Source organism: Desulfacinum infernum DSM 9756, assembly GCF_900129305.1.
Lineage (GTDB): Bacteria > Desulfobacterota > Syntrophobacteria > Syntrophobacterales > DSM-9756 > Desulfacinum > Desulfacinum infernum.
The window spans coordinates 48,593-72,450 of the sequence record NZ_FQVB01000008.1 but is presented as its reverse complement, the minus strand read 5'-3'; the positions used below and the strand labels follow the sequence as shown (position 1 = coordinate 72,450).

General features: G+C 63.4%; 21 protein-coding genes. 5 read left to right on the top strand and 16 right to left on the bottom strand.

The genetic code is table 11. The features are described from left to right. Nucleotides 1–12 precede the first annotated feature (12 nt). On the top strand, nt 13–231 hold the full coding sequence (locus BUB04_RS04905) for a PGPGW domain-containing protein (protein WP_073037517.1): 219 nt from the start codon (nt 13–15) through the stop codon (nt 229–231). Between the two features lie 67 nt (nt 232–298). Here BUB04_RS04905 and BUB04_RS04900 read toward each other — a convergent pair whose 3' ends face one another. From BUB04_RS04900 to BUB04_RS04865, 8 genes are all read right to left on the bottom strand, one after another. Beyond that, nucleotides 299–1,576 (bottom strand): glycosyltransferase, encoded by a 1,278-nt coding sequence (locus BUB04_RS04900; RefSeq protein ID WP_073037515.1) that lies wholly within the window; start codon nt 1,574–1,576, stop codon nt 299–301. 491 nt (nt 1,577–2,067) lie between these two features. Continuing rightward, nucleotides 2,068–3,585 (bottom strand): uroporphyrinogen-III C-methyltransferase, encoded by a 1,518-nt coding sequence (cobA, locus tag BUB04_RS04895; RefSeq protein ID WP_084076209.1) that lies wholly within the window; start codon nt 3,583–3,585, stop codon nt 2,068–2,070. Between the two features lie 13 nt (nt 3,586–3,598). Next, nucleotides 3,599–4,531, bottom strand: coding sequence for a hydroxymethylbilane synthase (gene hemC / locus BUB04_RS04890; protein ID WP_073037512.1), 933 nt, complete (start codon nt 4,529–4,531; stop codon nt 3,599–3,601). A gap of 466 nt (nt 4,532–4,997) precedes the next feature. Continuing rightward, nucleotides 4,998–5,231, bottom strand: coding sequence for an FmdB family zinc ribbon protein (locus tag BUB04_RS04885; protein ID WP_073037511.1), 234 nt, complete (start codon nt 5,229–5,231; stop codon nt 4,998–5,000). Between the two features lie 56 nt (nt 5,232–5,287). After that, nucleotides 5,288–5,665 carry a cyclophilin-like fold protein gene (locus BUB04_RS04880; protein ID WP_073037509.1) on the bottom strand — a complete coding sequence of 126 codons (378 nt, stop codon included), beginning with the start codon at nt 5,663–5,665 and terminating at the stop codon, nt 5,288–5,290. Between the two features lie 9 nt (nt 5,666–5,674). Next, on the bottom strand, nt 5,675–6,670 hold the full coding sequence (locus BUB04_RS04875) for a GSU2086 family protein (protein WP_073037507.1): 996 nt from the start codon (nt 6,668–6,670) through the stop codon (nt 5,675–5,677). Nucleotides 6,671–6,697: 27 nt separating this feature from the next. Continuing rightward, nucleotides 6,698–7,330 (bottom strand): D-sedoheptulose-7-phosphate isomerase, encoded by a 633-nt coding sequence (locus tag BUB04_RS04870; RefSeq protein ID WP_073037645.1) that lies wholly within the window; start codon nt 7,328–7,330, stop codon nt 6,698–6,700. Nucleotides 7,331–7,819: 489 nt separating this feature from the next. Further along, complete coding sequence (locus BUB04_RS04865) at nt 7,820–8,815, bottom strand: aminotransferase class IV (protein WP_073037506.1); 996 nt, start codon at nt 8,813–8,815, stop codon at nt 7,820–7,822. A 195-nt stretch (nt 8,816–9,010) separates the two neighbouring features. On the opposite strand from BUB04_RS04865, the gene BUB04_RS04860 reads away from it, so the two are divergent. Continuing rightward, nucleotides 9,011–9,682, top strand: coding sequence for an HAD family hydrolase (locus BUB04_RS04860; protein WP_073037505.1), 672 nt, complete (start codon nt 9,011–9,013; stop codon nt 9,680–9,682). A 184-nt stretch (nt 9,683–9,866) separates the two neighbouring features. Then, nucleotides 9,867–10,727: a PAC2 family protein gene (locus BUB04_RS04855; RefSeq protein ID WP_073037504.1), complete on the top strand. Its 861-nt coding sequence runs from the start codon at nt 9,867–9,869 to the stop codon at nt 10,725–10,727. A gap of 230 nt (nt 10,728–10,957) precedes the next feature. On the opposite strand, the gene thiD is transcribed toward BUB04_RS04855, so the two are convergent. The 8 genes from thiD to BUB04_RS04815 form a co-directional block, all read right to left on the bottom strand. Next, nucleotides 10,958–11,770: a bifunctional hydroxymethylpyrimidine kinase/phosphomethylpyrimidine kinase gene (gene thiD / locus BUB04_RS04850; RefSeq protein WP_073037503.1), complete on the bottom strand. Its 813-nt coding sequence runs from the start codon at nt 11,768–11,770 to the stop codon at nt 10,958–10,960. A gap of 491 nt (nt 11,771–12,261) precedes the next feature. Continuing rightward, complete coding sequence (gene thiL / locus BUB04_RS04845; RefSeq protein WP_178371908.1) at nt 12,262–13,347, bottom strand: thiamine-phosphate kinase; 1,086 nt, start codon at nt 13,345–13,347, stop codon at nt 12,262–12,264. Beyond that, nucleotides 13,344–14,003: a thiamine phosphate synthase gene (gene thiE / locus BUB04_RS04840; protein ID WP_073037501.1), complete on the bottom strand. Its 660-nt coding sequence runs from the start codon at nt 14,001–14,003 to the stop codon at nt 13,344–13,346. The genes thiL and thiE overlap by 4 nt, the downstream gene beginning before the upstream one ends. Nucleotides 14,004–14,188: 185 nt before the next feature. Continuing rightward, nucleotides 14,189–15,358, bottom strand: a complete 1,170-nt coding sequence (locus tag BUB04_RS04835) for a type IV pilus twitching motility protein PilT (RefSeq protein ID WP_073037499.1) — start codon at nt 15,356–15,358, stop codon at nt 14,189–14,191. A gap of 198 nt (nt 15,359–15,556) precedes the next feature. Further along, nucleotides 15,557–16,639, bottom strand: a complete 1,083-nt coding sequence (locus BUB04_RS04830) for a type IV pilus twitching motility protein PilT (protein WP_073037497.1) — start codon at nt 16,637–16,639, stop codon at nt 15,557–15,559. 19 nt (nt 16,640–16,658) lie between these two features. Then, nucleotides 16,659–17,285 (bottom strand): metallophosphoesterase family protein, encoded by a 627-nt coding sequence (locus BUB04_RS04825; protein WP_073037495.1) that lies wholly within the window; start codon nt 17,283–17,285, stop codon nt 16,659–16,661. A gap of 167 nt (nt 17,286–17,452) precedes the next feature. Next, nucleotides 17,453–18,385, bottom strand: coding sequence for a radical SAM protein (locus tag BUB04_RS04820; protein ID WP_073037493.1), 933 nt, complete (start codon nt 18,383–18,385; stop codon nt 17,453–17,455). Between the two features lie 477 nt (nt 18,386–18,862). Then, nucleotides 18,863–19,495 carry an MBL fold metallo-hydrolase gene (locus tag BUB04_RS04815; RefSeq protein ID WP_073037491.1) on the bottom strand — a complete coding sequence of 211 codons (633 nt, stop codon included), beginning with the start codon at nt 19,493–19,495 and terminating at the stop codon, nt 18,863–18,865. Between the two features lie 173 nt (nt 19,496–19,668). Between BUB04_RS04815 and BUB04_RS04810 the strand changes: the two genes are divergently transcribed. Then, on the top strand, nt 19,669–22,572 hold the full coding sequence (locus BUB04_RS04810) for a DEAD/DEAH box helicase (protein WP_073037486.1): 2,904 nt from the start codon (nt 19,669–19,671) through the stop codon (nt 22,570–22,572). Nucleotides 22,573–23,219: 647 nt separating this feature from the next. Continuing rightward, nucleotides 23,220–23,831: a UpxY family transcription antiterminator gene (locus tag BUB04_RS04800; protein WP_073037485.1), complete on the top strand. Its 612-nt coding sequence runs from the start codon at nt 23,220–23,222 to the stop codon at nt 23,829–23,831. Nucleotides 23,832–23,858 lie beyond the last annotated feature (27 nt).

Genomic DNA, 23,858 nt, shown 5'->3' with positions numbered 1-23,858 from the left:
GCTCCTCGGGCCATGAAAAGAACGGTTCGGATCGTCGCCGGAACTCTCTTGCTGGTGCTGGGCGTGGCGGGGCTTTTCCTGCCGGTCCTGCAGGGGGCCCTCTTCATCGCTTTGGGCCTGGTGGTGCTGGGAAGAGAAATCCCCTGGGTGGCCCGCCTTCTGGACCGTTTAGCTCAACGCTATCCGGCCCTCGATCGCTGGCTCCAGAAGAGTAGGCAACGGCGCGACTGAAGGCGGTCACCATGCGATAGGGCGATTGATCATTCGCCCCCCGTCTCACGGCTTGCACATCCCATTGTCACAGCTGATGCAGCAACTTCTCGACAGCCTGCACCGCGTTTTCAACGCCTCTCTCCCGGCGGATCTTTTCGCCCAGTTCCTGCGCCCTCCTGAGAAAGCCGGGATCGTCCAGGACTTCCCGAATCGCAGCCGCCAGTCCGGCCGCCGTGAGTCTTTTCCTAGGTATGGGTCTGGCCGCCGCGCCGAGGGCGTGGACACGCTTCCCCCAGAAGGGCTGGTCTCCGAAAAAGGGAACCACCACGGAAGGCACTCCGGCCCTGAGGGTCGCCGCGACGGTTCCCGCCCCTCCGTGATGCACGGCGGCCGCCACGCGGGGAAGGATCCAGTCGTGGGGCACCTGATCGATCACCATCACGGAGGAGGACGGCCGTTCCAGACGCACTCCCCCCCAGCCCGTGGCCACCACCCCTCGGACTCCCGCCTTTGCGAGCGCTTCCATCACGATCCGCCCCATCCTCGCGGGAGAGCGTCCCGCCATGGAACCGAAGCCCACATAGACCGGAGGGGGGCCTGAGTCGAGGAAGCGCTTGAGCTCAGCAGGCGGTCGCCATCGGTCCGCCTGATCCAGGAACCAGTATCCTGTCATCATCGCTTGGTCGGGCCAGTCGGGAGGGCGAGGCACAACGTGCCTGCTCACCGCATGGAGAACCGGCAGGGGCCGGCCGTGCGGGGTCTTCAGGATACTGCAATGGTCATGGGGCACGAGCCCCTGCTCGGTTCGCCAACGGCGGACGTGGCCCCGGATGGACCATTCCATCACCTTTTCCGTCAGGACATAGGTCGCCCGATTGTATCGGCCGCCCAAGTTCAGATCGGGAAAGCCCATGCTGGGACGGGCGGCGGTGGGAACGAACAAGGGGATGGGGAGAGCCAGGACGGCTGGAACACCGAGTTTCTCAGCGTAGTGCGGGCCACCGAAGACTTTGGGATGAAAGACGATGAGATCCGGGGCCGCGCTCTTTGCGACCACCCAGCCATCGCGCACGAGAGTCCGCTGGAGGGGACCGACCTGCCGGGCCATGCCCACGAGGCGCCGGGCAACCTGGAAAAGGTTGTCCGTAGTTTCCATGAGCGTGCGCCCCAGATCCGTATCGATGATCGCCAGGAGTTTGTCGCTCAAAAAACCATACGGAAGCCCGTGGGCGACCACAAAGTCCCGGAAACGCTCGCTCGTGGCCACAATCACTTCATGGCCCGCCGCCTGCAGTCCTTTTCCCAGGGCCACGTAGGGCTGCACGTCCCCGCGGGATCCGTATGTGGCGACAAGAACCTTCATTGCCCCTCCCCCGTTCGTTGCATCCTTACAGCGCTAGGAGGCTGTCCGACAACGGGTAGTCTGCGCCCTTCAACGCCCCTTCGTCATCCCCGCGAAAGCGGGGATCCATGATTTTCGGCAACTTATGGACACACGCTTGCGCGGGGGGGACAGATGGACGATGAAGGAGGCAACCCAGCCATTTTCAGACAAGCTCCTAGAGCCGGCGCCCAACAACGAAGGCTTCGTTTTCGGGACCGGAACGACTTTGTCTCAGGCCCGCTCCTTGAAAGCTTGTCCGAAAACGCCGGGGATGTCCGCTTTTCCCCTAACGCAGCCCTATGGAACTGCAGAGCCCCCGGACGTCGCATAAGCCATCGGGTACGGCCTGCCGCTTCATGGGGCTAGGATGGCACTCTCCCGGGGGTTGAAGCCTTGCGGCTACCAACAGAACGGAAATACCCGGCCTCTTGAGGCGAGGGGGCATCCTCGTGCGAGCTCCCCGGCGGGTCTCAGCAGGCCAGGTAATCGCACAGGGCCTGGACCAGGCCGGGGATGGTGTATTCCTCGGCCACCACGTGCACGGGAACTCCCCGGCCGCGGGCCGTGTCGGCCGTAATGGGGCCGATACAGGCCACGGTCGTCTTTTCCAGAAGCTTCAACGGGTCGTGGGCCTCGAAGACATGGAGGAAGTTGGTCACCGTGGAGGAGGAGGTGAAGGTGACCACGTCCACGCGGCCTTCCCGGAGCATTTCCGCCACTCGGTCGGCCCCTTCCGTAGGCAGCACCGTCTCGTAGGCGGGCACCACGTCCACGAGGGCGCCCCACTTTCGGAGCGTTTCGGGGAGCACATCCCGGGCCACCTTGGCGCGGGGAAGAAGAATGCGGGCCCCTTGGACCGAATCCGCCCCCATGGCCTGCAGGATGCCTTCGGCGCGGTATTCGCCGGGAACCACGTCCAGTCTCAGGCCCCTTGCCTCCAAGGCCTCGGCCGTCTTGGGGCCGATGGCGGCCAGCTTCACGCCGGCCAGGGCGCGAACGTCCTTCCCCGCCTCGAAAAGCCTTTCCATGAAGAAGCGCACGCCGTTCACACTGGTGAAAATGACCCAGTCATAGGTCTGGAGTTCCGACAAGGCCCGGTCCAGCGGCTCCCAGCTCTCCGGGGGGGCGATCCGGATGGTGGGAAACTCCACGCACCGGGCTCCTTTCTCCTCCAGAAGCCTTTTGAAGTCGCTGGCCTGCTGTCGGGCCCGCGTCACCAAAACAGTGCGCCCGAACAGCGGGCGCCGTTCGAACCAGTTGAGCTGATCCCGAAGCCGAACCACTTCACCCACCACGATGAGCGCCGGCGGCTTCAGGCCCGCTTCCCGCACCCGGTCCACCACGTCGCCCAAGGTTCCCGTCACCGTCCGCTGCTCGGGCGTGGTGCCCCAACGGATCACCGCCACGGGCGTTTCCGGGGACCGGCCGTGCTCCATGAGGCGCGCCGTGATGTCCGGAAGGTTCTTCACACCCATGAAAAAGACGAGGGTTCCCACGGCCGTGGCCAGCTTGGACCAGTCGATCTTGGACTCCCGGGAATCGGCCCGTTCGTGCCCGGTGATGAAGGCCATGGACGCCGTAAAGTCCCGATGGGACAGGGGAATGCCGGCATAGGCGGGGACTGCCACGGCGGCGGTAACTCCGGGAACCACCTCGAAGTCGATGCCGGCCGCCACCAGTTCCTGGGCTTCCTCACCGCCCCGGCCGAACACGAAGGGATCTCCCCCTTTGAGCCGAACCACCACGTGGTGCCGGCCCTTTTCCACCAGGAGCCGGTTGATCCCGTCCTGGCTCAAGGTGTGGTCCCCGCCCTTTTTTCCCACATAGATTCTGTCGGCATGGGGCGGAGCAAAAGAGAGCAGCTCTTCGTTGGCCAAAAAGTCATAGATGACCACCTCGGCCCGCCGAAGGACTTCCAAGCCCCGCAACGTAAAAAGACCCGGATCCCCGGGTCCCGCACCCACCAGATAGACCTTTCCCTTTTTCACATCGTCCTCGCGATCAGCAGGAAGCATTGTAGACCGATTCCAGGATCTTGCGGGCCCCCGCATCCAGGAGCCGGCGGGCCAGATCGCGCCCCGCGGCTTCTTCTTCTCCCGGCGGCGCCGAGGCCGTCTGCCGATAGACGGTCCGCCCGTCCAGGGAAGCCACCAGGCCCGTCAGCAGCACGCCGTTTTGGGACGCTGTCGCATGGCCTGCAATGGGCACCTGACAGCCGCCTTCCAGGGTGTGCAGAAAGGCCCGTTCCGCCGCCACGGCCCGGGCGGTGGACTCATCATGCAGGGGAGCGAGAAGGCGGCGCACGTCATCATCGTCTTTTCGAATCTCCAGCCCCAGGGCCCCCTGGCCGATGGCCGGCACGAAAAGATCCGGGTCCAGGTAACTGGCAACGCGGTCCCGCCAGCCCATGCGATGGAGGCCCGCCGCCGCCAGCACGACGGCATCGTAGAGGCCTTCCCGGACCTTGCGAAGGCGCGTGTCCAGGTTTCCCCGAAGGTTCTCGATCCGCAGATCCGGCCGCAGGGCCAGAAGCTGCGCCGCACGGCGCAGACTGCTGGTCCCCACCACGGCCCCTCGGGGAAGATCCTCCAGGCTCGGAAACCGCTCGGAGACCAGCACGTCCCGTGGATCTTCCCTGGCTGGCACCACGGCCAGCTCCAAGGGACCGGGCAGTTCGGACGGCACGTCTTTCATGCTGTGGACGGCCAGGTCCACCCGACCGTCCAGGAGGGCCTCTTCGATCTCCTTGACGAAAAGCCCTTTGCCGCCCACTTTGGCCAGGGGCACGTCCAGGATTTTGTCCCCGGTGGTCTTGATGATCTCCAGACTCACCCGAAGGTCGGGCCAGCGAGCCTCCAGGAGGTCCTTGATCATCTCACTTTGCCGGAGAGCCAACAAGCTCCCGCGCGTTCCAATGACGAGGGTGTTCCGCACGAATCCCCTTTCTTAAATGGCGAGGCTCATCAGGAGCCTCGGGCGCCGACTTTCGCTTTCATCCCCGGCCGAGTGACGGGATTTGGCCCTTTGGATCTTCCCCCGGATGGACTTTCCGTCATCCCCGCAAGGGCGAAGACCTAAAGAGGCTGTCCGAAAACGTCGCGGATGATCTCGTTTCTCGTAGCGCAGCCCTTTAGGGCTGCGGGTGAACCCCCGAACGTTGGATGGGCCATCGAGCATTTCTTTTCGTTTCAATGAGTTACGAATGCCCTTTTCCGCGGCGCTAAAGCCCTGCGACTACGAAAAGAGGGGCCATCGCCCGGGCTCTCGTCTCGGAGAGCCATTGTCGGACAAGCTCCTAGAGATGGTGGACGTTGGCGGTAGGGGCGGTTTGCGAACCGCCCCTCCAGAAATCGCGGCACCTCATCCATCCATTCCCAAAAGAACGGCCTTGCACAGGATCCTAATGGCAGGTGGCGCAACTGCCGCCGGCGCAGCCGGAACAGGAAGAGGCCCCGGAGCCCATGCGGCTGCTGGCCGCGCCCTTGTCACCCCCGCTCTTGAAGCCGAAGACGGACATGACCCGTTGGGCCTCCTGGGAGCCGCAAGACGGGCAGGAAACCCTCTCATCGCTTCGAAAGACGAGACACTCGAATTTTTCCGCACATTTGGAACATTCGAACTCGTAGATGGGCATGATCGTTTCACCTCGCTGCAACGAATTGTGCCGCCCCCATGGGGCGCGGTCCTATCTTAAGACGCCGCCACGATCCGAACAAGATCCCCGTCCCGCACGGACTTGAAGACCCCGGGGTCTCCGCACACCCGCCCGACGACGTTCACGGCGCTGGCCGGGCGAATCTCGTCCCCGCGGCTCATGGGCGTGGGACCGAAAAAGATGCAGAAGGCCTTCCCGGTGGGCCAGTAGCCCAGGTCTCCCCGTTCCACCACTTCCCGCGCGTCTTCCGAGAGCGGTTCGGAAACGGGAATGGCGAAGTAGATCTCCTCCCCCCAGGTGTTGGCCTCCGCCTCCAGGGGCAAGGCCTCGGCAATGCGACGGGCCGTGGGGGAATCGTTCAACAGGGCGTCCATCATGATCCCGGGCGCTTCGATGCGAATCTTGGTGGGCATGGCGTCCTCCTATGTCCCTTCCCCAAGGGAACCGTCTGGAATTGCGGTGGAAGCGGAGCCCCCTTGGGCCGCCACCGCCTCCTTTACGGCCGCACAAAAGAGGGGGAAGAGGATTTCATGATGGCCCACGAAACTGTATCCCCTTCCCCTTCCCGCCGTGGGCCGCTCCACCACGTTCACGTGTGGCCGGTAGTGGCGCATGAAGTCCATGTTGATGGTGGTGATCCCGGAAAGATCGTGTCCCAGATTGGCGGCCACGCTCACGGCCTTGAGAAAGACTTCTGGCAGCACCACCGCCGATCCCAGGTTGATGTAGACCCCCTTCCGGAGCGTGGTCACCAGTCGGCAGAAGACCCGGAAGTCGTAGTGGCTGGCCGCCCCTGCCGCCGCGCCGTCCATGGACGGGTGCATGTGGATGATGTCCGTGCCCATAGCCACGTGCACGGTCACCGGAATTCCCAAACGGGCCGCCGCTGCCAGGATGCTGAACCGCGCATGGGGCGGGTCGGCCTTCAACAAGGCCCGACCCACGGCCTCACCGAACCCCGCGTGACCGTCGGCCGCCCTCTCCTTCACCGCCCCGTTGATGAACTCCGCCGTCTCCCGCGCCATACCGAAACGGCCCAGGGACAGATGGGAACCCACGTCTTCCGACGTCTTGCCCGCCAGGGCCATCTCCACGTCGTGGATCACCCCGGCTCCGTTCAGGGCCAGCCCCTTGAGGATTCCCGTCTCCATGGCGTCGATGATCACCGGAGCGAGCCCCACCTTGATGGGATGGGCTCCCATGCCCAGAAGGACGGTCCGGCCTCCCAGGACGGCTGCGGCCACGGCTCCCACGGCCTCCCGCAGATCCCGTGCCGCCAGTTGAGTCGGCAGAAAGGCCAGGAAATCCGCCAGGCTCCCCCCGGGAATCCACGGCCTTCCCAGGTCTTGGGCCGCCACCTTGCTGGGCCGATCAAAAAGGCTGGTGGTTTGAATGCCTTCCAAGGATATGGGCTTCATTGGTTGGGTCCGTCCCCCTTTCGTCCATCAACAGGCGGCCGGGGCGGGTTCTTCCGCCTTCGGTTCGTCGGGCCGAAAGACGAGCACCTCGATAAGCTCGCACAGAACGTGGCCCGCCGCGATGTGCCCTTCCTGAACCCGCGCGGTCACAGGGGACGGCACATGGAGAATCCGGTCGCAGTAGATGTCCATGTCCGTCTTGTCCCGGCCTGCGAAGCCCAATGTATGAAGTCCGTGTTCCCGGGCCCAGCGAAGGGCGCGAAGGACGTTCTCCGAGCGCCCGCTCGTGCTGAGCCCCAGCGCCACGTCCCCGGCCTCCCCCAGCGCCTGGATCTGCTTGAGAAAGACGTCTTTGAAATCGTAGTCGTTGGCGATGCTCGTGAGAACGGACGTGTCCACCGTCAGGGCCACGGCCGGCAGAGGGGCCCGTTCCATCTGGAACCGGTTGATGCATTCCGCCGCCAGGTGCTGCGCATCGGCGGCGCTCCCGCCGTTGCCGAAAATGTAAAGGCGCCGGTGGGCCTTGAAGGCAGCGGCCACCACCTGCGCCATCTCCACGATCACCGCCCCCTGGGATCGCCACAGGCCCTCCACCGCTTCCAGCGACTGGCTGAAGGCCCGATCCACCCGGTCCAGAAGGTTTTTGTCGCTACGGCTCATGCTCATCATCCCGCTGTGTGGAGCGGCGTGCGCCGCTCCTTCAGATCCTTCCAAAACGTTCTCATCAACCGGCGGGAATCCTCGGTTCGTCCTCACCCTATACCGAGCGATTCTTTCCCATGGTGCGACCCTGAAGGGCGGGCCTAAAGCCCGCCCCTACGTTCAGCTTCAGTTCCCATTGACCCCATCACGGACGGCCCGTGACAACGAAGGATGAAACCCACCGAAAGCAGAGCCCTGTAGGGGCGAATGATCATTCGCCCCTACAGGCCGTGCGCACGAACGGAACGAGGTCCCTTTTCATATACCCAAACTGAGCGATTTTTTCTTCGGGTATCTCTTACACCGCGTGATTAGCGGGCGGGGATAAACCCCGCCCCTACCAATGGGTCCGTGCGTTTTTGAAGGGGCGGGCTTTACGCCCGCCCTTGAGGACCTGTCCATGTGAAAGAATCGTCCAATTCAGGATATAGACACTTGGGGTCCGACTTAAGCCGCCGGCTCGTCCCAGACGGGAGTGCGCACGCCTTGGCCGGATCGAATATCCCGGAGCAGCATTTCCCGAAAACGGCGGAACCAGGGACCCGGCACGCCGTCCCCGATGGGATGCCCGTCATACTGGACGATGGGAAGCACATCGAAGGTGGTTCCGAAGGTCATCATCTCCGCGGCCCGGTAGGCATCTTCGGGCCGGATGTCCGCCTCGCCCACTTGGGCCAGCTCCCCTCTCTCCACCAATTCCCGGGCCAGCTCCAACATGCGCGTCACGGTGGTGCCCCGCAGAATGCGATCGAACCGGGGCACCAGAAATCGGTTGTCCCGAGTCACGATGCCCACGTTCTCCGTGGCGCCTTCGCCCAGGAAGCCGTTCTCGTCGATGGACACGGTGAAGTCCACGCCCGCATCCCGGGCTTCCTTGGTCATGAGCACGTTGGGGAGGTAGTTGCAGCTCTTGACGCTGGCGAAATAGGACTTCTTGATGGGAATGTGGCTGCTCTTGAGGGTGACGCCCTTGGTGAGCTTCTCTTCCGGTGCCTGTTTGAGGCGCGTGATGACGATATAAAGCTGGCTGGCCGGGCATTCGTAGGGATCCGTGGTGAATCCCCCGGGACCGCGCGACAGGAAGAGCCGCACCAGGCATTCCCGCGCTCCCGACGCCCGAACGGTCTGCTTAATGAGGTCCTCCAGGCGGCTTCGGTCCACCGGCCAGGTGAGCTGCGCGATGGCAGTGGATCGTTCCAGTCGGTCCAAATGCCGGTCCAGCAGATAGAGGAAGCCGTCCACGCACTTGAAGGCCTCGAAAATACCGTCTCCCCGGTGTACCAGGTGGTCGTCCACGGGAACCACCATCAAGCGGGGGTCGGTTAGGATCCCGCCCAACCAGGAAGAATACATGGCCAGATAGTTGGCGTGATAGGATTCCTTCTTTTGAAGCAACCGATCGACGGCGGCATCGAAACTGAGAAGCGGCACCTGCCCGCCCATTCCATCCTCCCTCTTCGCAGCACCAGAAACATCGAACCCGCCCTTGTCCGAAAGAACGCCTAAAAATAGACAAGCGGCCTGCGATGTGCAAGCCGTCATTGGGATTTTGTCCTTGGGATTTTGTCCTTGGGAGACCGCGGCGGGCGATGTTAAGAAGACGCAAACGGTGCGAAGACAGGAAAGGAAACGCACGGCATGATCCATGCCCTGATTTTTGACTTCGACGGCACGTTGGCGGAACTGCACCTGGATTTTTCCATCATGAAGGAGCGGATCGCCGCCTTGGCCGAAACGTACCTGAACCGGCGGCCGGGTCCCTCGCCCATGCCCGCCCTGGAATGGATCGAACATCTGGCCCGGCGGATACCCGGGGCCGACGGCACGGTGGAGGATTTCCGGAGAGCCGCCCACGGCTTGGTGGTGGACATGGAACTGGAGGCTGCCCGGCGGGGTAAGCTCTTTCCCTACACCCGTACCATCCTCAGGGACTTGCAGGCCTGCGGCGTGCCGACGGCCGTCATCACCCGCAATTGCAGCTCGGCCGTCCGGCAGGTCTTTCCGGACATCGACCGGCTGTGTTCCTGCTTCCTGGCGCGGGATCACGTGAAAAACGTGAAGCCCCATCCGGAGCACCTGGAAAGGGCGCTTGCCCTGCTGGGTGTGGAAAAGGAGCGGGCCCTCATGGTGGGGGATCATCCGCTGGACGTCGAAACGGGCCGCCGGGTGGGAACCTTCACCGCGGCAGTCGCCTCCGGCCGGGTGGGCATGGACGCCCTTCGGGCCGCCGGACCCCACTGGGTCTTCCGGGACTGCAATGTGCTCCTGAGAGAATTGCGGCGCCTGAATCTGATTCCGCTTCCGGCGTGAAGCGACCGGCGTGGGGACAAAGATCGCCCCGTGAGGGTTTACTGGTGGTGAGCGGTGGGTGTAGGGGTGGTTCGCGAACCGCCCCTACGAAGGTATCGGTTAAAGGGAGTCCACAACGGGCCGGGCATGCAGGGCCCCGGCTTTCACCGGCAGGCGGGGGGCGAGAAGGAAGGACAGGTCGGCCATGGAGATGACGCCTTTGGTGCCCGAGTTACGCGCCGAGAGGGCGGTTGTAAGCTTTACGGGATGGCCCGATGCAGGCGGGCTCTGCTCACGGATCCTGGAAGAGGTCAACCGCCTGGAGCCATGCCTGCAGGTGGCCGTGTGGGACTTGGAAGGCTACTGGCACACCTCCGAACTGCGCCCCCACGTGGTCATCCGCCACGGGCGCGTTCAACACCTGGAATGGCCGGAGTTCCGGACCTTCATGCCCACCGACGGTTCCAGGCTCCCGTTCTTCCTGGGGGTCGGCACGGAGCCCTCCCTGGGCTGGCGCCGGTTCAGCGTCCAGCTCCTCAAGACGCTGAAGGAATGGGGGTGCCGGGAAATTCTGCTTCTGGGCAGCCTTTACGACCAGATCTTCTACGATGAAATCCGCATCTCCGGGCTGGCCCACGATCCGGAAGGCTACAACCGGCTGCAGGCCTGGGGCTGTCTGCCCGCCGAATACGAGGGCCCCAGCGCGATTCATGCGTCCATCCTGGAAGCCGCACCGCACCTGGAAATTCGGGCTCTGAACCTGTGGGCCCATGTACCCTTCTACCTGAAGGAGCCCCATGGGCTTCTCCTGCACCGCCTGATGGAGATTCTGGGTGACTTTCTGGAACGCCGCTGGGACCTGACGCACCTGGAGACCGCCTGGCGGGACCAGGAAAAGGAGATCGAGGAGATGCTCTCCCAGGATTCCTCCCTGGCCGAGCAAATCAAGGCGTTGCAAAAGGAAGACCCGGTGCGGCCCACCGGGGATGCCCCCGATGGCGGCGCCCGGGTGATCCGCCTGGACCGCTTCAAGAAAAAGGACCCTCCCAAAGGCAAAGGCCGCTGACATCATCCGGCGGTTCCGGCCGATCGGGCCCCTTCCGCTGCACGGATTCGGGAACCCAAGATCCGGGAAGGCCCTCTCCCGGATCGGGTGCTTTGTTCCCATTGCCCGGTCCTAACGGGCGGGCATAAAGCCCGCCCCTACAACATCAGACCGAGATCTTGAACAGCAGCCGGCTTCATCCCCACCCCCCTTTCGCGTTCATCCGTTTTCATCCGCGGTTTCCTTCGACATTACCCGAAGGACCACCCGGCCAGATCGTAAAGCCGGTAGAAATGGTGGACCGGGCCGTGGCCCCGGCCGATGGCCAGCCCCCGCTCAATGGCTCCCGTGATGTAATCTTTCGCCTGGGCGACGGCGTCGGGAACCGAAAGGCCCTTGGCCAGGCCGGCGGCCACCGCCGAAGCGAACGTGCACCCGGTTCCGTGGGTGTGGGGTGTGTCGAAGCGCTTGTTCTGGAATGCGACGAATTCCCTGCCGTCATAAAGAAGGTCCATGGGCTCCCCTTCCAGGTGCCCCCCCTTGACCACCACGTATCCCGGCCCGAAGGCCTTGATGGCCCTGGCCGCAGCCTCCATGGACTGGCGATCCCTCACCGGGAACCCCACCAGAACGGACGCCTCGTGCAGGTTGGGTGTCACCACCAGCGCCAACGGCAGGAGCTCACGGATGAGGGTGTCCCGGGCGTCGGGCTGGAGAAGAGGGTCCCCGCTCTTGGCCACCATGACGGGATCCACCACCAGCTTTTCCAGGCCCAGTTCGCGCACGTCCCGGGCCACGCGCCGGATGATCCGGGCGCTGGAAAGCATTCCCGTCTTCACGGCGTCCACGCCGATGTCCTCCACCACGGCTCGAATCTGGGCGGAAACGAATTCGGGTTCCAGTTCCACCACACCCTGCACTCCCACGGTGTTCTGGGCCGTGATGGCCGTCAGGGCGCTCATGCCGAACACGCCCAACGCGGAAAAGGTCTTGAGGTCCGCCTGGATGCCGGCGCCGCCGCCGGAATCCGACCCCGCAATGGTCAGCGCTCTCGGAATGGCCATGGCTCTACCTCGTGTTCAGGTGAAAGGAGAAAGGGACAAGGTTCAGGGGGAAAGGGTACAGGGAACGGACGGATGGAGCAAGGCGGAGCCGCCGGTGGTTTTTCCCTGGCAGCGTGTCCGAAAATAGGCTTCCGTCTGGAACCGGCAAAGGATCCGACATCTTCCGTAGCCGCGGGGCTTCAGCCCCGCGGAAAGCGTCATCGTAACTCCATGAATTTACACGAAATACACGGTGGCCTATCCGACGGCCGGGGATTCTTCCGCAGCCCTAAAGGGCTGCGCTACAAGAAAAGAGTTCGTCCGCGGCGTTCTCAGAAAATCTTCTAGGAGCCTGCCCGAAAACAGCTAGTTTGCGCCCTTCAACGCCCATTCGTCATCCCCGCGAAGCTTGTCCCCGGCTTGAACGGGGGGGCGGGGATCCTGGATTTCCGGCAACTTATGGACTCACGCTTGCACGGGAGTGACGGTTGGGAAAGTTCTCGGACAAGGTCCTAAGGCCGCGGACCGAAATGGTCCCAGCCGCCTTCGGAGGCCGCATTCCGCCTGGATCCGTCGGGATAGACCACCTGGATCCCCTCTTTCTCCGAAACGATCCGGCCGATGACCGAACACGGCACATCCGATACGCCCCGGAGGGTCCGGATCACGTGCTCCACGCCGTCGGGATCCACGGCGAAAAGGAGCTCGTAGTCTTCACCGCCCCTCAAGGCCCAATCCAGGGGATCCCTTCCCTTGGCCCGCGCCGTTTCCCGGCAGCAGGGATCCACCGGAACCGCCGCCGCTTCCACCACGGCTCCCACGCGGCCGGCCCGACACAAATGAGCCAGATCTCCCAAGAGCCCGTCGCTCACGTCCAGCATGGCCCGCACCCGCCCCGTGGCGGCCAAGGCTTTGCCTTCGGCCACGCGGGCCCTGGGAGTCCGATGTCGGCGCACGGCCCGGTCCCGAACCGCCTCGTCGGCCGAAGGGACCTTGGAAAGGATCCATTCCAGGCCGGCGCGGGACCCGCCCAGGGTTCCGGTGACCATGAGCACGTCGCCGGGGCGGGCTCCGTCCCGTGTGATGAGTCGATCGGGGGCTGCACGGCCCAGAAGGGTGACGTCCACCACCAGGCGATCCGGATGGCGGGCCGTGTTCCCGCCCACCACGAAGGCCCCCCACTCGCCCAAGGCATCCCCCATGCCCCGGTAGAGATCCTCCACGTAGTCCACGGGCAGATCGCCGGGCAGCATGAGCGACACCACGGCCCACAGGGGGTCGCCCCCCATGGCCGCCATGTCGCTTAGATTGATGGCGGCGGCGCGCCGTCCCAGGTCCCGGGGCAAGATGTGATGCCGAAGAAAGTGGACGCCTTCGATCTGGCAGTCGCACGTGGCCAGGAGGAGGTCTCCCGGGGGCATGCGCAGCACGGCCACGTCGTCCCCGATGCCCCGAACCACGTCCGAAGGAGGCTCGGGGAAAAGGCTCCGGATCCGCTCTATGAGCCCGAATTCGCCCGCCTGGGAAACGGCCGTCCCGCGAACCGGGGCGCCCCGAGAGCCCGCAGATCCTGAGTTCTCCCGGCCGCTCTTCGTCACCCCATACGCGCCGCCCTCGCCTCCTCCACGCGCCTTCGCAGCTCCCGCGCGGCGGTTTCCGGGTCGGGAGCCGCCATGACGGCGGACACCACACACACGCCGTCCACACCCGCCCGGATCACATCGGCCGCGTTTTCCAGTGTGATGCCGGCGATGGCCACCACGGGCCGTTCGCACAAGCCCGCCAGCTTCCTCAGCCCTTGGATGCCCAAGGGGGTCTGGTGGTCCGGCTTGGTGGACGTGGCGAAGACGGGCGCGATGGATAGCACGTCCGCGCCTTGGGCCTGCGCCCTTCGGATCTCTTCGGCGTTGTGGACGGTCACGCCGATGATCCGTTCCGGGCCCAGCAGCCGCCGCGCCATGGGAACCGGCATATCGTCCTGGCCCAGGTGGACGCCGTGAGCGTCCACCGCCAAAGCCACGTCGATGCGGTCGTTCACAAAAAAAGAGGCCCCGTAGGCCTCGCAGAGCTCCCTCAGAGCCTCCGCCTCCCGGACCATGGTCCGGGTTGCGGCCTGTTTCTCGCGATACTGCACCACGCCGATCCCGCCGCGCAACGCCGCCTCCACCACCTGGAGGAGCGGCCGTCCTTCGCCACAGCGCGAATCGGTCACCAGGTAGACGGACCAGTCCACCGCTTCCACTCTTCGGGTCATGCCGTCCTCGCCAGTGGGACTCAAATCGAGCTCTCCTCTTATCGCGTTCTTTATCACCTTGGGATCCGCGGGCGGGGATGAACCCCGCCCCTACCCCGAGGGTCGATGCGTTCCTGTGGGGGGCCGGCCTACGCGCTCCCTTCCGAACCGCACGATCACGGAGAATCGCCCCAGGTGGGTTCGAATCAACTGATCTTGCGCGAATACTCCTGGTCGATCCGGAGTCCCTCGATATCCGTCGTCTTTTCCCCACGTTGGGACTTTATACGATCGATACCCCGTTTGACCACCGCCTTGTTGGAGGCATAGCCCAGGGCCGTCTCTTCGGTGACGAACCCCCGCTCGTAGAGATCCAGGATGGAGTCGTCGAAGGTGGTCCATCCGAACGGGCGGGCCTGCTGCATCATTTCGTAAAAGGTCTTGCCCTCGCTCTCCCCGTGCAGCACCGCTTCCCGCACCCGCAGGTTGTTTCCCATGATTTCGAAGGCTGCCACCCGTCCGCCCCCCACCTTGGGCAGCAGCCGCTGGCTCACCGCCCAGCGCATGGCGTCGGCCAATCGGATGCGAATGAGGCGCTCTTCTTCCAGTTCGAACATGCCCACGATGCGGTTGATGGTGTGAGACGCATCGATGGTGTGCAGGGTGGTGAGCACCAAATGGCCCGTTTCCGCTGCGCTCAAACCGATCTCTACCGTCTCCCGGTCGCGCATTTCCCCCACCAGGATCACCTTGGGGGCCTGCCGCAGGGCCGCCCGCAGCCCGCTGGCGTAGGTGTCGAAGTCCTGGCCCAGTTCCCGCTGGTTGAAGGTGGCCTTAAGCTGCGGATGGACGAACTCCACGGGATCCTCCAACGTAACCACGTGGACGGGCTTGGTGCGGTTGATCTCGTTGAGCATGGCGGCCAGGCTGGTGGATTTACCGCTTCCCGTGGCACCCGTGACGAAGACGATGCCGTTCTTTTCCTCCGCAATCTGCTTGAACACGGGCGGCAAATCCAGTTCCTCGATGGTGGGCACCCGGGACGGGAGCATACGCATGACCACCGAATAATGCCCGCGCTGGCTGAAGACATTCACGCGAAACCGCGCGCGCCCGTCCAGGGCATAGGACAGGTCGCAGGAACCGGTATCCAGAAGATCGCGGATGAGGCGCTTGTCGGGACCAATGAGCGCCAAGGCGATGTGTTCGGTGTGGAACGGAGTCAGTGTTCCCAGGGCCAGCTCGGCGCACGACGGCCGAAGCACCCCGTCCACTTCCGCCTGGACGGGCTTTCCCACCGTGAAATTGATGTCCGAGAGGTTTGGGTGCTCGTCCAGAAGCCGATGCAGGATGGTGTTCAGATCCTTTCTTTTCATGGAACCCTCGTTTTCCCTTTGGGAACCCCTCCGGAAGGACGTCCGGGAATGTTTTTTCCCGCTGAAACAACCGCTTAGTTTCTACCTGGGCGCGGGGTCCACCCCGCCACTGAATGGCCGGCCATCCGCCGGGCGGCTTTGGCCGCTCCCACACCCGTTATTTCTATCGGCGTCTATTTGCGTTCATTTGCCGGGGGCCTACACGTCTGTAAAATCCACCGGAGGTTCGGTGAGGAACGGCTTGAATTTCTCCTTGTCCACGCACTTCATGTAGGCCTCGCTGCGACTGATGCGGCCGGCGCGCAGATGTTCCATGATCCCGTCGTCCAGGGTCTGCATGCCGTACTTCTTTCCCGTCTGGATGGCCGAAGGGATCTGGTGGGTCTTTCCTTCCCGGATGAGGGCCCGCACGGCATGGGTGGCGATGAGGATCTCCAGGACGGCCACCCGCCCCTTCACGTCCACGCGTTTGAACAGGGCCTGGGACACCACGGCCCGGAGCCCGTCGGCCAGGGTGGAGCGGATCTGGGCCTGTTCCCCCGTGGGAAAGACTTCGATGATACGGTCCACGGTCTTGGCCGCGCTGGTGGTATGGAGGGTGGAAAAGACCAGGTGGCCCGTGGCGGCCGCTTCGATGGCCAGCCGGATGGTTTCCAGGTCGCGCATTTCACCGACCAGGATGATGTCCGGGTCTTCACGGAGGGCGGCCCGGAGCGCGCTGGAGAAGGTCTTGGTATGGGTGCCCACTTCCCGGTGGTTCACCACGCAGTTCTTGCTCTTGTGCACGAATTCGATGGGGTCTTCGATGGTGAGGATGTGGTCTTTGCGCTTTCGGTTGGCCTCGTCGATGATGGCCGCCAGCGTGGTGGACTTACCACTTCCGGTGGGGCCCGTCACCAGGACCAGCCCCCGGGGGAGCATGGCCAGCTTGGCGATCACGGGGGGCAGTCCCAGCTGCTGCACGGACAGGATCTCGTCGGGAATTTCGCGGAAGACCGCCCCGATGCCGTTTTTCTGCATGAAAAAATTGGCGCGGTACCGGCCCAGGCCCGGAATTTCGTAGGAAAAGTCCAGGTCCCCCGTCTCTTCGAAGGTCTTGATCTTGTCCTCGGGCGTGATCTCGTAGAGCATGGAACGCAGCTCGTCGTCGTCCAGGACCTTGTACTTGACCCGTTCCAAGTCGCCCCGGATGCGAAGCACCGGCTGCTGACCGGAGATGAGGTGCAAGTCGGATGCCTTCTGGTCGTGCATGAGTTTGAAGAAGGCGTCGATTTTCGCCATCGGAACTCCTCCCTGAAGATCAGACGCTGTAGAATACCTCGTCGGGCAGACAGACGCAGGTCAGTTTGTTGCCGTAGACCGCCCCCGTGTCGATCCCGATCTTTCTTGCGTCCACGTAGGGCTCCCGGAAGGGCGTGTGCCCGAAGACCACCTTCCTGCCGAAATCATGGTCCGAAAGGATGAAATCGTTTCGGATCCAGTAGATGTCCTCATCCAGCTGATCCTCCAGTGGAACCCCCGGGCGAAAGCCGGCATGGACAAAAAGATAGTCGTCCGTTTCGTGAAATCTCTTGAGTATTCGAAGAAATTCCACGTGCCGGTCGGGCACCCGGCACCGCCCGTTGTTTCCCACCTTGTAGCTGTGGACGGTGGTGGCGCCGCCGTTGAGCAGAAAGAAGTTCACGTCCCGGCCTTCCAGGTATTCGGCCATCATGAGTTCGTGGTTTCCGCGAAGGCACACCACCTTGATTCCCTGATCCATCAGGTTCAGGACCCGGTCCACCACCGCCCGGGAATCCGGCCCCCGATCCACGTAATCCCCCAGGAAGACGAGCAGGTCCTCATCCGGCCGGAAGGGAATCCGGTCCAGGAGGCGTTCCAGCTTGAAGTGCATGCCGTGGATGTCTCCGATGGCGTAAATTTTCATTCCGTAATCCGTGAGGCGTCGGGAGCGAGGAGTAAGGAGTAAGGAGTAAGGAGTAAGGGGAACGCGATCATTCTCACCACCTGCCCCTTACCCCATTATCCCATACCCCGTACCCCTCCACCTTCCCCCTTTAATCCTTCAATCCTCTAATCCTTTAATCCTTCCAGTCAGTTGGGCCAGAGCAGGAACCGCGGCCGTCTCCGGTCCAGTCGGCGCAGGCTCGCCCGCCGGGCGCTCTCCAGAGCTTCCTCGTATTCGCGGGCCGTGATGGACCGCCGCAAGGCGGGCACTTCCCGCGCCCGGCCGCACGGCCGGTACTGGTTCATGATGTTCACATAGGTATTCGGCGAAATCCTTTCGGAAATAAAGCGACAAATGGCATCCGTACCCGCCAGGCCTTCCGGCATGACCAGGTGGCGTACCAGCAGACCCCGCCGGGCGATGCCCGAAGGATCCAGCTTGAGATCCCCCACCTGACGGTGCATCTCCAACAGGGCCTCCCGGGCCCTTTCGGGATAATCCTCCGCATCGCAAAGTTCCTTGGCCACCGACGGATCCCAGAATTTGAAGTCGGGCATGTAGATATCCACGATGCCTTCCAGGAGTCGAAGGGTGGGCACCCGTTCATAGCCTCCGCAGTTGTAGACCAGGGGCACGCGAAGCCCTCTTTCTACGGCCGCCGGCAAGGCTTCCAGGATCTGGGGCACCACGTGGGTGGGCGTGACGAAGTTGATGTTGTGGCACCCCCGCTGCTGCAATTCCACCATGACGGCGGCCAGGTGCTCCGGGCGCACCGGAACGCCGTGGCCCTGGTGACTGATGTCGAAATTCTGGCAAAAGAGGCACAGCAGGTTGCAGTGGGCGAAAAAGATCGTTCCCGAGCCGCTGCGGCCCACCAGCGGGTCCTCCTCTCCGAAGTGGGGCCCGTAGCTGGCCAGAACGGCGTAACGGCCTGTGCGGCACACTCCCCGTTCGTCCTTCAGGCGATCTACACAGCAGAGCCGGGGGCACAGGGCGCATTTTTTGAGCCACCCCAGCGCCCTTTCGATCCTTTTCTGCAGCCGCCCGGATCGGTACGCATCCAGGTAAAGCGGTTCCATGAGGCTCGCCCCTTTCACGGCCCTAAGTATGCTCCTGGAAGCGACTCAGTCCGCCGCCCCCCTGCCTTTCCCCTAACAGTCATGGCTCCCCTCGCGCCGCCCCGCATGGATGAAAGAGCGGGCCGGAGCAAGGGCATTTGTCGGAACGCCGCGATATGCCATTCTCTATGAGTCGCTGCGCGCCCCTTGCATTGCCGGGCATCCTCATTGCAGCCTTCGCAGTTTCTACAACTAAGAAGATTTGCGTCTATTCGCGTTCATTCGCGGTTCTCTTTCATATTAGCTGAGCGATTTTTTCTTCGGGTGTCCCTCCGCGTGATTAGCGGGCGGGGATAAACCCCGCCCCCACCCAAGGGATCCGTGCGTTTTTGTCGGGGCGGGCTTTACGCCCGCCCTTCACGACCTGTCCATTGAGAAAGAATCTTCCAATTCAGGTTTCTCCTTTTACCTTGTGCCTTTCACCTTTCCCCTTGTCCCTTACTCCTTCTCCAGAATCACCACCTCCACTTCACCTTCCAGGGCCTTGCGGAATCGTTCAGCGTCCTCCCGGGACCCCACGATGGCGCCGTAGTGCATGGGGACGGCCACCTTGGGGCGGATGGCTCTGGCGGCCTGGACGGCCTCGTCGGCATCCATCACGTACTTTCCCGACACGGGCAGGAAGGCCACGTCCACGCCCAGGCCCTCCATTTCGGGGATGAAGTCGGTATCGCCCGCATGGTAGTAGCGCACTCCGTCCAGCGTCACCACGAAGGCCAGCATGCCCGCTTCCTTGGGATGGAATTTCTTGTGGGTGTTGTAGGCGGGAAGCACCTGGATTTCCACGCCGTTTACGTTCAGCCGATCGCCCGGCCGTACCACCCGGACGTCCCCGGAAAGCTTCTTGGCCGAGGCGCCGTCGGTCACGATCACCGTGTCCGCCTTGCGGATCTTGTCCACGTCCGGGGGCGAACAGTGGTCGAAATGCTCGTGGCTGATGCAGATGATGTCCGCCGGCGCAGCGGCTCCGGCGATTTCGTAGGGATCGAAGTAGACAACTTTACTTCCCTCGATGCGAAAGCTATCATGCCCGAGCCAGTGAATCTTGGGGATCACTTCCTGCACGTTCATGGCACCCTCCTTGCGGTCCGAAGCCGGAAAAGGCCTCGGCCCGAAGATATGAAGAACGTGAAAACCCTTTGACTGTAGACACCTAACCGGCTCCCTTCGGCCCTGTCAACGTCCGCGACCCGTCGTCGGCCGAAGGGAAGCCGGAATCTTCGGAAAGCCCCGATTCGACATCCATGAACCGATTCCTCCACGCCCTTCTCACTCGAGACTGGAAGACCGCCCGGGTCGCCCACCACGCCGTCATTCCCGCGCATCCCCCCCGTTACGGCCGGCTCCAACGCCCGCTTCAGCGCGCCTTGACCCAGGCGCTCAAGTCGCTCGGCGTGTCCCGCCTCTACAGCCACCAGGCGCAGGCACTGGAAAAAATCCGGGACGGCCGGGACGTGGTGGTGGCCACCCCCACGGCCAGCGGTAAGTCTCTCATCTACAACCTGGCCGTGGCGGAATCGCTCCTGGAAGATCCCGACGGCCACGCCCTTTACCTTTTCCCCATCAAGGCGCTCAGCCGCGACCAGCTGGAATCCCTCCACCAGTTCTTTCGGGCGATTCCCGGTCCCAAACCCTTTTCGGCGGACGTCTACGACGGGGACACCTCGTCCTACAAGCGGGCCAAGATCCGCAAGGACCCGCCCCACGTGCTGGTCACCAACCCGGACATGCTCCACTACGCCCTGCTGGCCTACCACGACAAGTGGCAGTCCTTCTGGAGCACCCTGCGGTACGTGGTGGTGGATGAGATGCACACCTACCGTGGGATCTTCGGAAGCCACGTGGCCCAGGTCCTCCGGCGCCTGCAGCGCATCTGCCGCCATTACGGTTCGGCGCCCCGGTTCGTCTTCCTTTCGGCCACCATCGCCAACCCGGCGGAACTGGCCGAACGCCTCATCGAACGGCCGGTTCAGGTGGTGAACGAAGCCGGAGCGCCCCAGTCCAAACGTCATTTCGTCTTCATGGAATCGGAGTCGTCCCTTTCGGGGCTGGCGGCGCGCATCGCCGTCCTGGCGATTCGCGGAGGCCTCAAGACCATCGTCTTCACCCAGTCCCGGCGCATGACGGAACTGGTCCACATGGCCATCAGCCGCTCGGCCCCGGATCTGCCCCCCCGCGTGAGCTCCTATCGGGCCGGGTTCCTGCCCAGCGAGCGGCGCCACATCGAGCAGGCTCTGGCGAACGGCCGCATGGCCGGGGTGGTGTCCACCAGCGCCCTGGAGATGGGAATCGACATCGGCGGCCTGGACGTGTGCATCCTGGTGGGCTATCCGGGAACCGTCATGACCACGTGGCAGCGGGGGGGACGTGTGGGCCGAAGCGGCCGGGAGAGCGCCATCGTGCTCATTCCCCAGCCCGACGCCCTGGACCAGTACATCGTCCACCATCCGGACGCCTTCCTGGAGAGCCGTTTTGAGACGGCGGTGGTGGACCCGGAAAACGAGGCCATCGTGAAGGCGCACCTGCCCTGCGCCGCGGCGGAAATCCCCCTGACCCGGGAGGAAGCGGCCGGATGGACGGAAGCGAGACGTCTCGCCCTGGAGGATCTCACGCGCCGGGGAGGGCTCCTGCAGTCCGAAGACGGCACCCGCTGGTTTTCTCCGTCCGCACGGCCCCACCGGAACGTGGACATCCGCAGCGTGGGCCCCTCCTACACCATCCTTGCGCCCCATCCTTCCAAGAAAGGGGCGTGGATTCCCATCGGCACCAACGAGGGGATCCGGGCCCTCAAGGAATGCCACCCGGGAGCCGTCTACTTCCACAGGGGCCAAACCTACGTGGTCCGGTCCCTGGACCTGGAAAAGCGGGTGGTCCACGCCCTTCCCAAGGACGCCGACTACTTCACGTGGGTGAAGAGCGAAAAGGAGACGGAAATCCTGGAGGTGCTGGCGTCCAGGCCGTGCGCCAACTTCGTGGCCCGGTTGGGCCGGGTCCGCGTGCGGGAACAGATCACCGGCTATGAAAAGAAGCGACTCTTCACCCAGGAAGTGCTGGATTTCACTCCCCTGGAACTGCCGGAGCAGGTCTTTGAGACCGTGGGCTTCTGGGTGGAAATCGAAGAAGCCGTCGCGGACAAGATCCGCCGGGCGGGCCTTCATTTCATGGGCGGCATCCACGCCATGGAGCACGCCGCCATCAGCATGTTTCCTCTGTTCGCCCTGTGCGACCGGAACGACATCGGCGGCATCTCCATCCCCTTTCATCCGCAGCTCCAAAAGAGCGCCGTCTTCATCTACGACGGCCACCCGGGAGGCATCGGCCTGGCCGCCCGGGGCTACCAGATCGTGGAGCCGCTCCTGGAAAAGACCCTGGAGCTGGTGGAAGGGTGTTCCTGCGAAGAAGGATGCCCCGCGTGCATCCATTCCCCCAAATGCGGTGCCGGAAACACCCCGCTGGACAAGACCGCGTGCTCCCTCGTCCTGCAATATCTTCTGGGGCGCCGCCCCCTGTTTGAAGAGGCCGCTTCCCTGACGGTGGAGGATCCCTGGGATGCGGTTCCCCTGGAAGACGAACCGGCCCCGGAGCCCCGAAAACCGGCCATCGGGTTTCTGGATTTGGAAACCCAGCGGCTGGCCCAGGAAGTGGGGGGCTGGCAGAACAAGCACCTGATGCGGGTTTCCGTAGCCGTTCTCTACGACTCCCGGACCGAGGACTTTCACGTGTATCGGGAAGACGAGATCCCGGACCTCATCGGACGGCTCCGGGAGCTCGACCTGGTGGTGGGGTTCAACATCAAGCGATTCGATTACGCGGTGCTTCAGGCCTACACGCCTTTTCCTCTCAACAGCCTTCCCACCTTCGACATCCTGGAAGCCGTGCACGCCCAGCTGGGCTTTCGCCTGAGCCTCGACCATCTGGGGGAAAAGACCCTGGAACGCCAAAAGACGGCCGACGGCCTCCAGGCCGTTCGCTGGTTCCGGGAAGGCGCCTGGGAGCCGCTCATCCGCTACTGCACGGAAGACGTGGCCCTCACGCGGGATCTCTTCCAATTCGCCCTGGAAAAGGGCTTCCTGGTCTACGAAGACCGGTCCGGAAACCGGCTCCGGATTCCCACCCCGTGGAACCTGGAGAAGATGCTTGGGAAGTGATGGGTGACGAGTGATGGGTGATGAGGAAGGCGAAAGGGAGCTGCCGTCGCATGGGGCATTCCCGCAGGCATGAATGACCCATTCGCCGTTCCCACCGGCATCGACCAGGGTCCAGTAGCCGCGGGGCTTCAGCCCCGCGGAAAGACCTCCGAGGTCCACAATCTGTTCCCGGATTTCTTGGGTCGCGACCTTCCTTCCACGCCGGGGATCCATGGTGTACGGCCGATGAGGACTCCGCCCGGAAGTGGAGGAGAACGTCTTGACGCCCCCATCCCGAACCATCAGAATGAAAACAAACGGCCGGAAACACCCTGGGACGCCGCGGCATAGCCCCCCAACGGAGGGAAAGGCACATGCGCAATGAATTCACTGCCGTCATTGAAAAAGATCAAGATTGGTATATCGCCTAGTGTTTGGAGATCCCCGGTGCCAACGGAATGGGGAAGACCAAGGAAGAATGCTTGGAAAACCTCGCCGAAGCCATCAAGCTCATCTTGGAGGATCGGAGGGAAGATGGCCTGAGGGGGTTACCCTCCGACGCCGACTCGGAAATTGTAGCGGTGGAATGAAAAGATCGGCCCTGATCAGACACCTCGCGTTATCCATACCCGACATTCAGGCATCGACGGGGAGGAGATCGGAGTAGGATGCAAGCCACGGATACGAAAGGCACCGAACGGAGGGAAGAGAGGCTCATTGAGGTTCCTGAAGGTCCTGGACTTTTTCGGGAAGACGTGCCCGCCTGGTACGCCCTGTACGTTCAGGTGAACCACGAAAAGAAGGTGGCCGACATCCTTGCCAGGAAGGAGATCACCTGCTTTCTGCCTCTGGTGGAAAAGTGGAGCAAGCGGCGGGATCGGCGTCTGCGCATCCAGGTCCCCATCTTTCCCGGCTACCTTTTCGTCAACGCGGCCCTGGACAACCACACGCACGTGGAAATCCTCAAGGTCCCCGGGAGCGTCTACATCCTGAAAAACCAGGACGGGCCCATGCCCATCCCCACCTATCAGGTGGAGTCCCTCCGCACCATGCTCGGGGCCGCCAAGGATCTCACCGTCCATCCCTACCTGAAGGAAGGCGACTGGGTGCAGGTGGTTCGAGGGCCCCTGGTGGGATGCGTGGGCATCCTGGTGCGGCTCAACCCTAAACGGGGCAAGCTGGTAATCAACGTGGACGTGATCCAAAAGGCGGCCAGCGTCGAGCTCGACATGGAGGACGTGATTCGGATCGACCCACCACGGGGAGGATTGAAGGATTAAGGATTGAAGGGGTAAGGGCTATGGGAT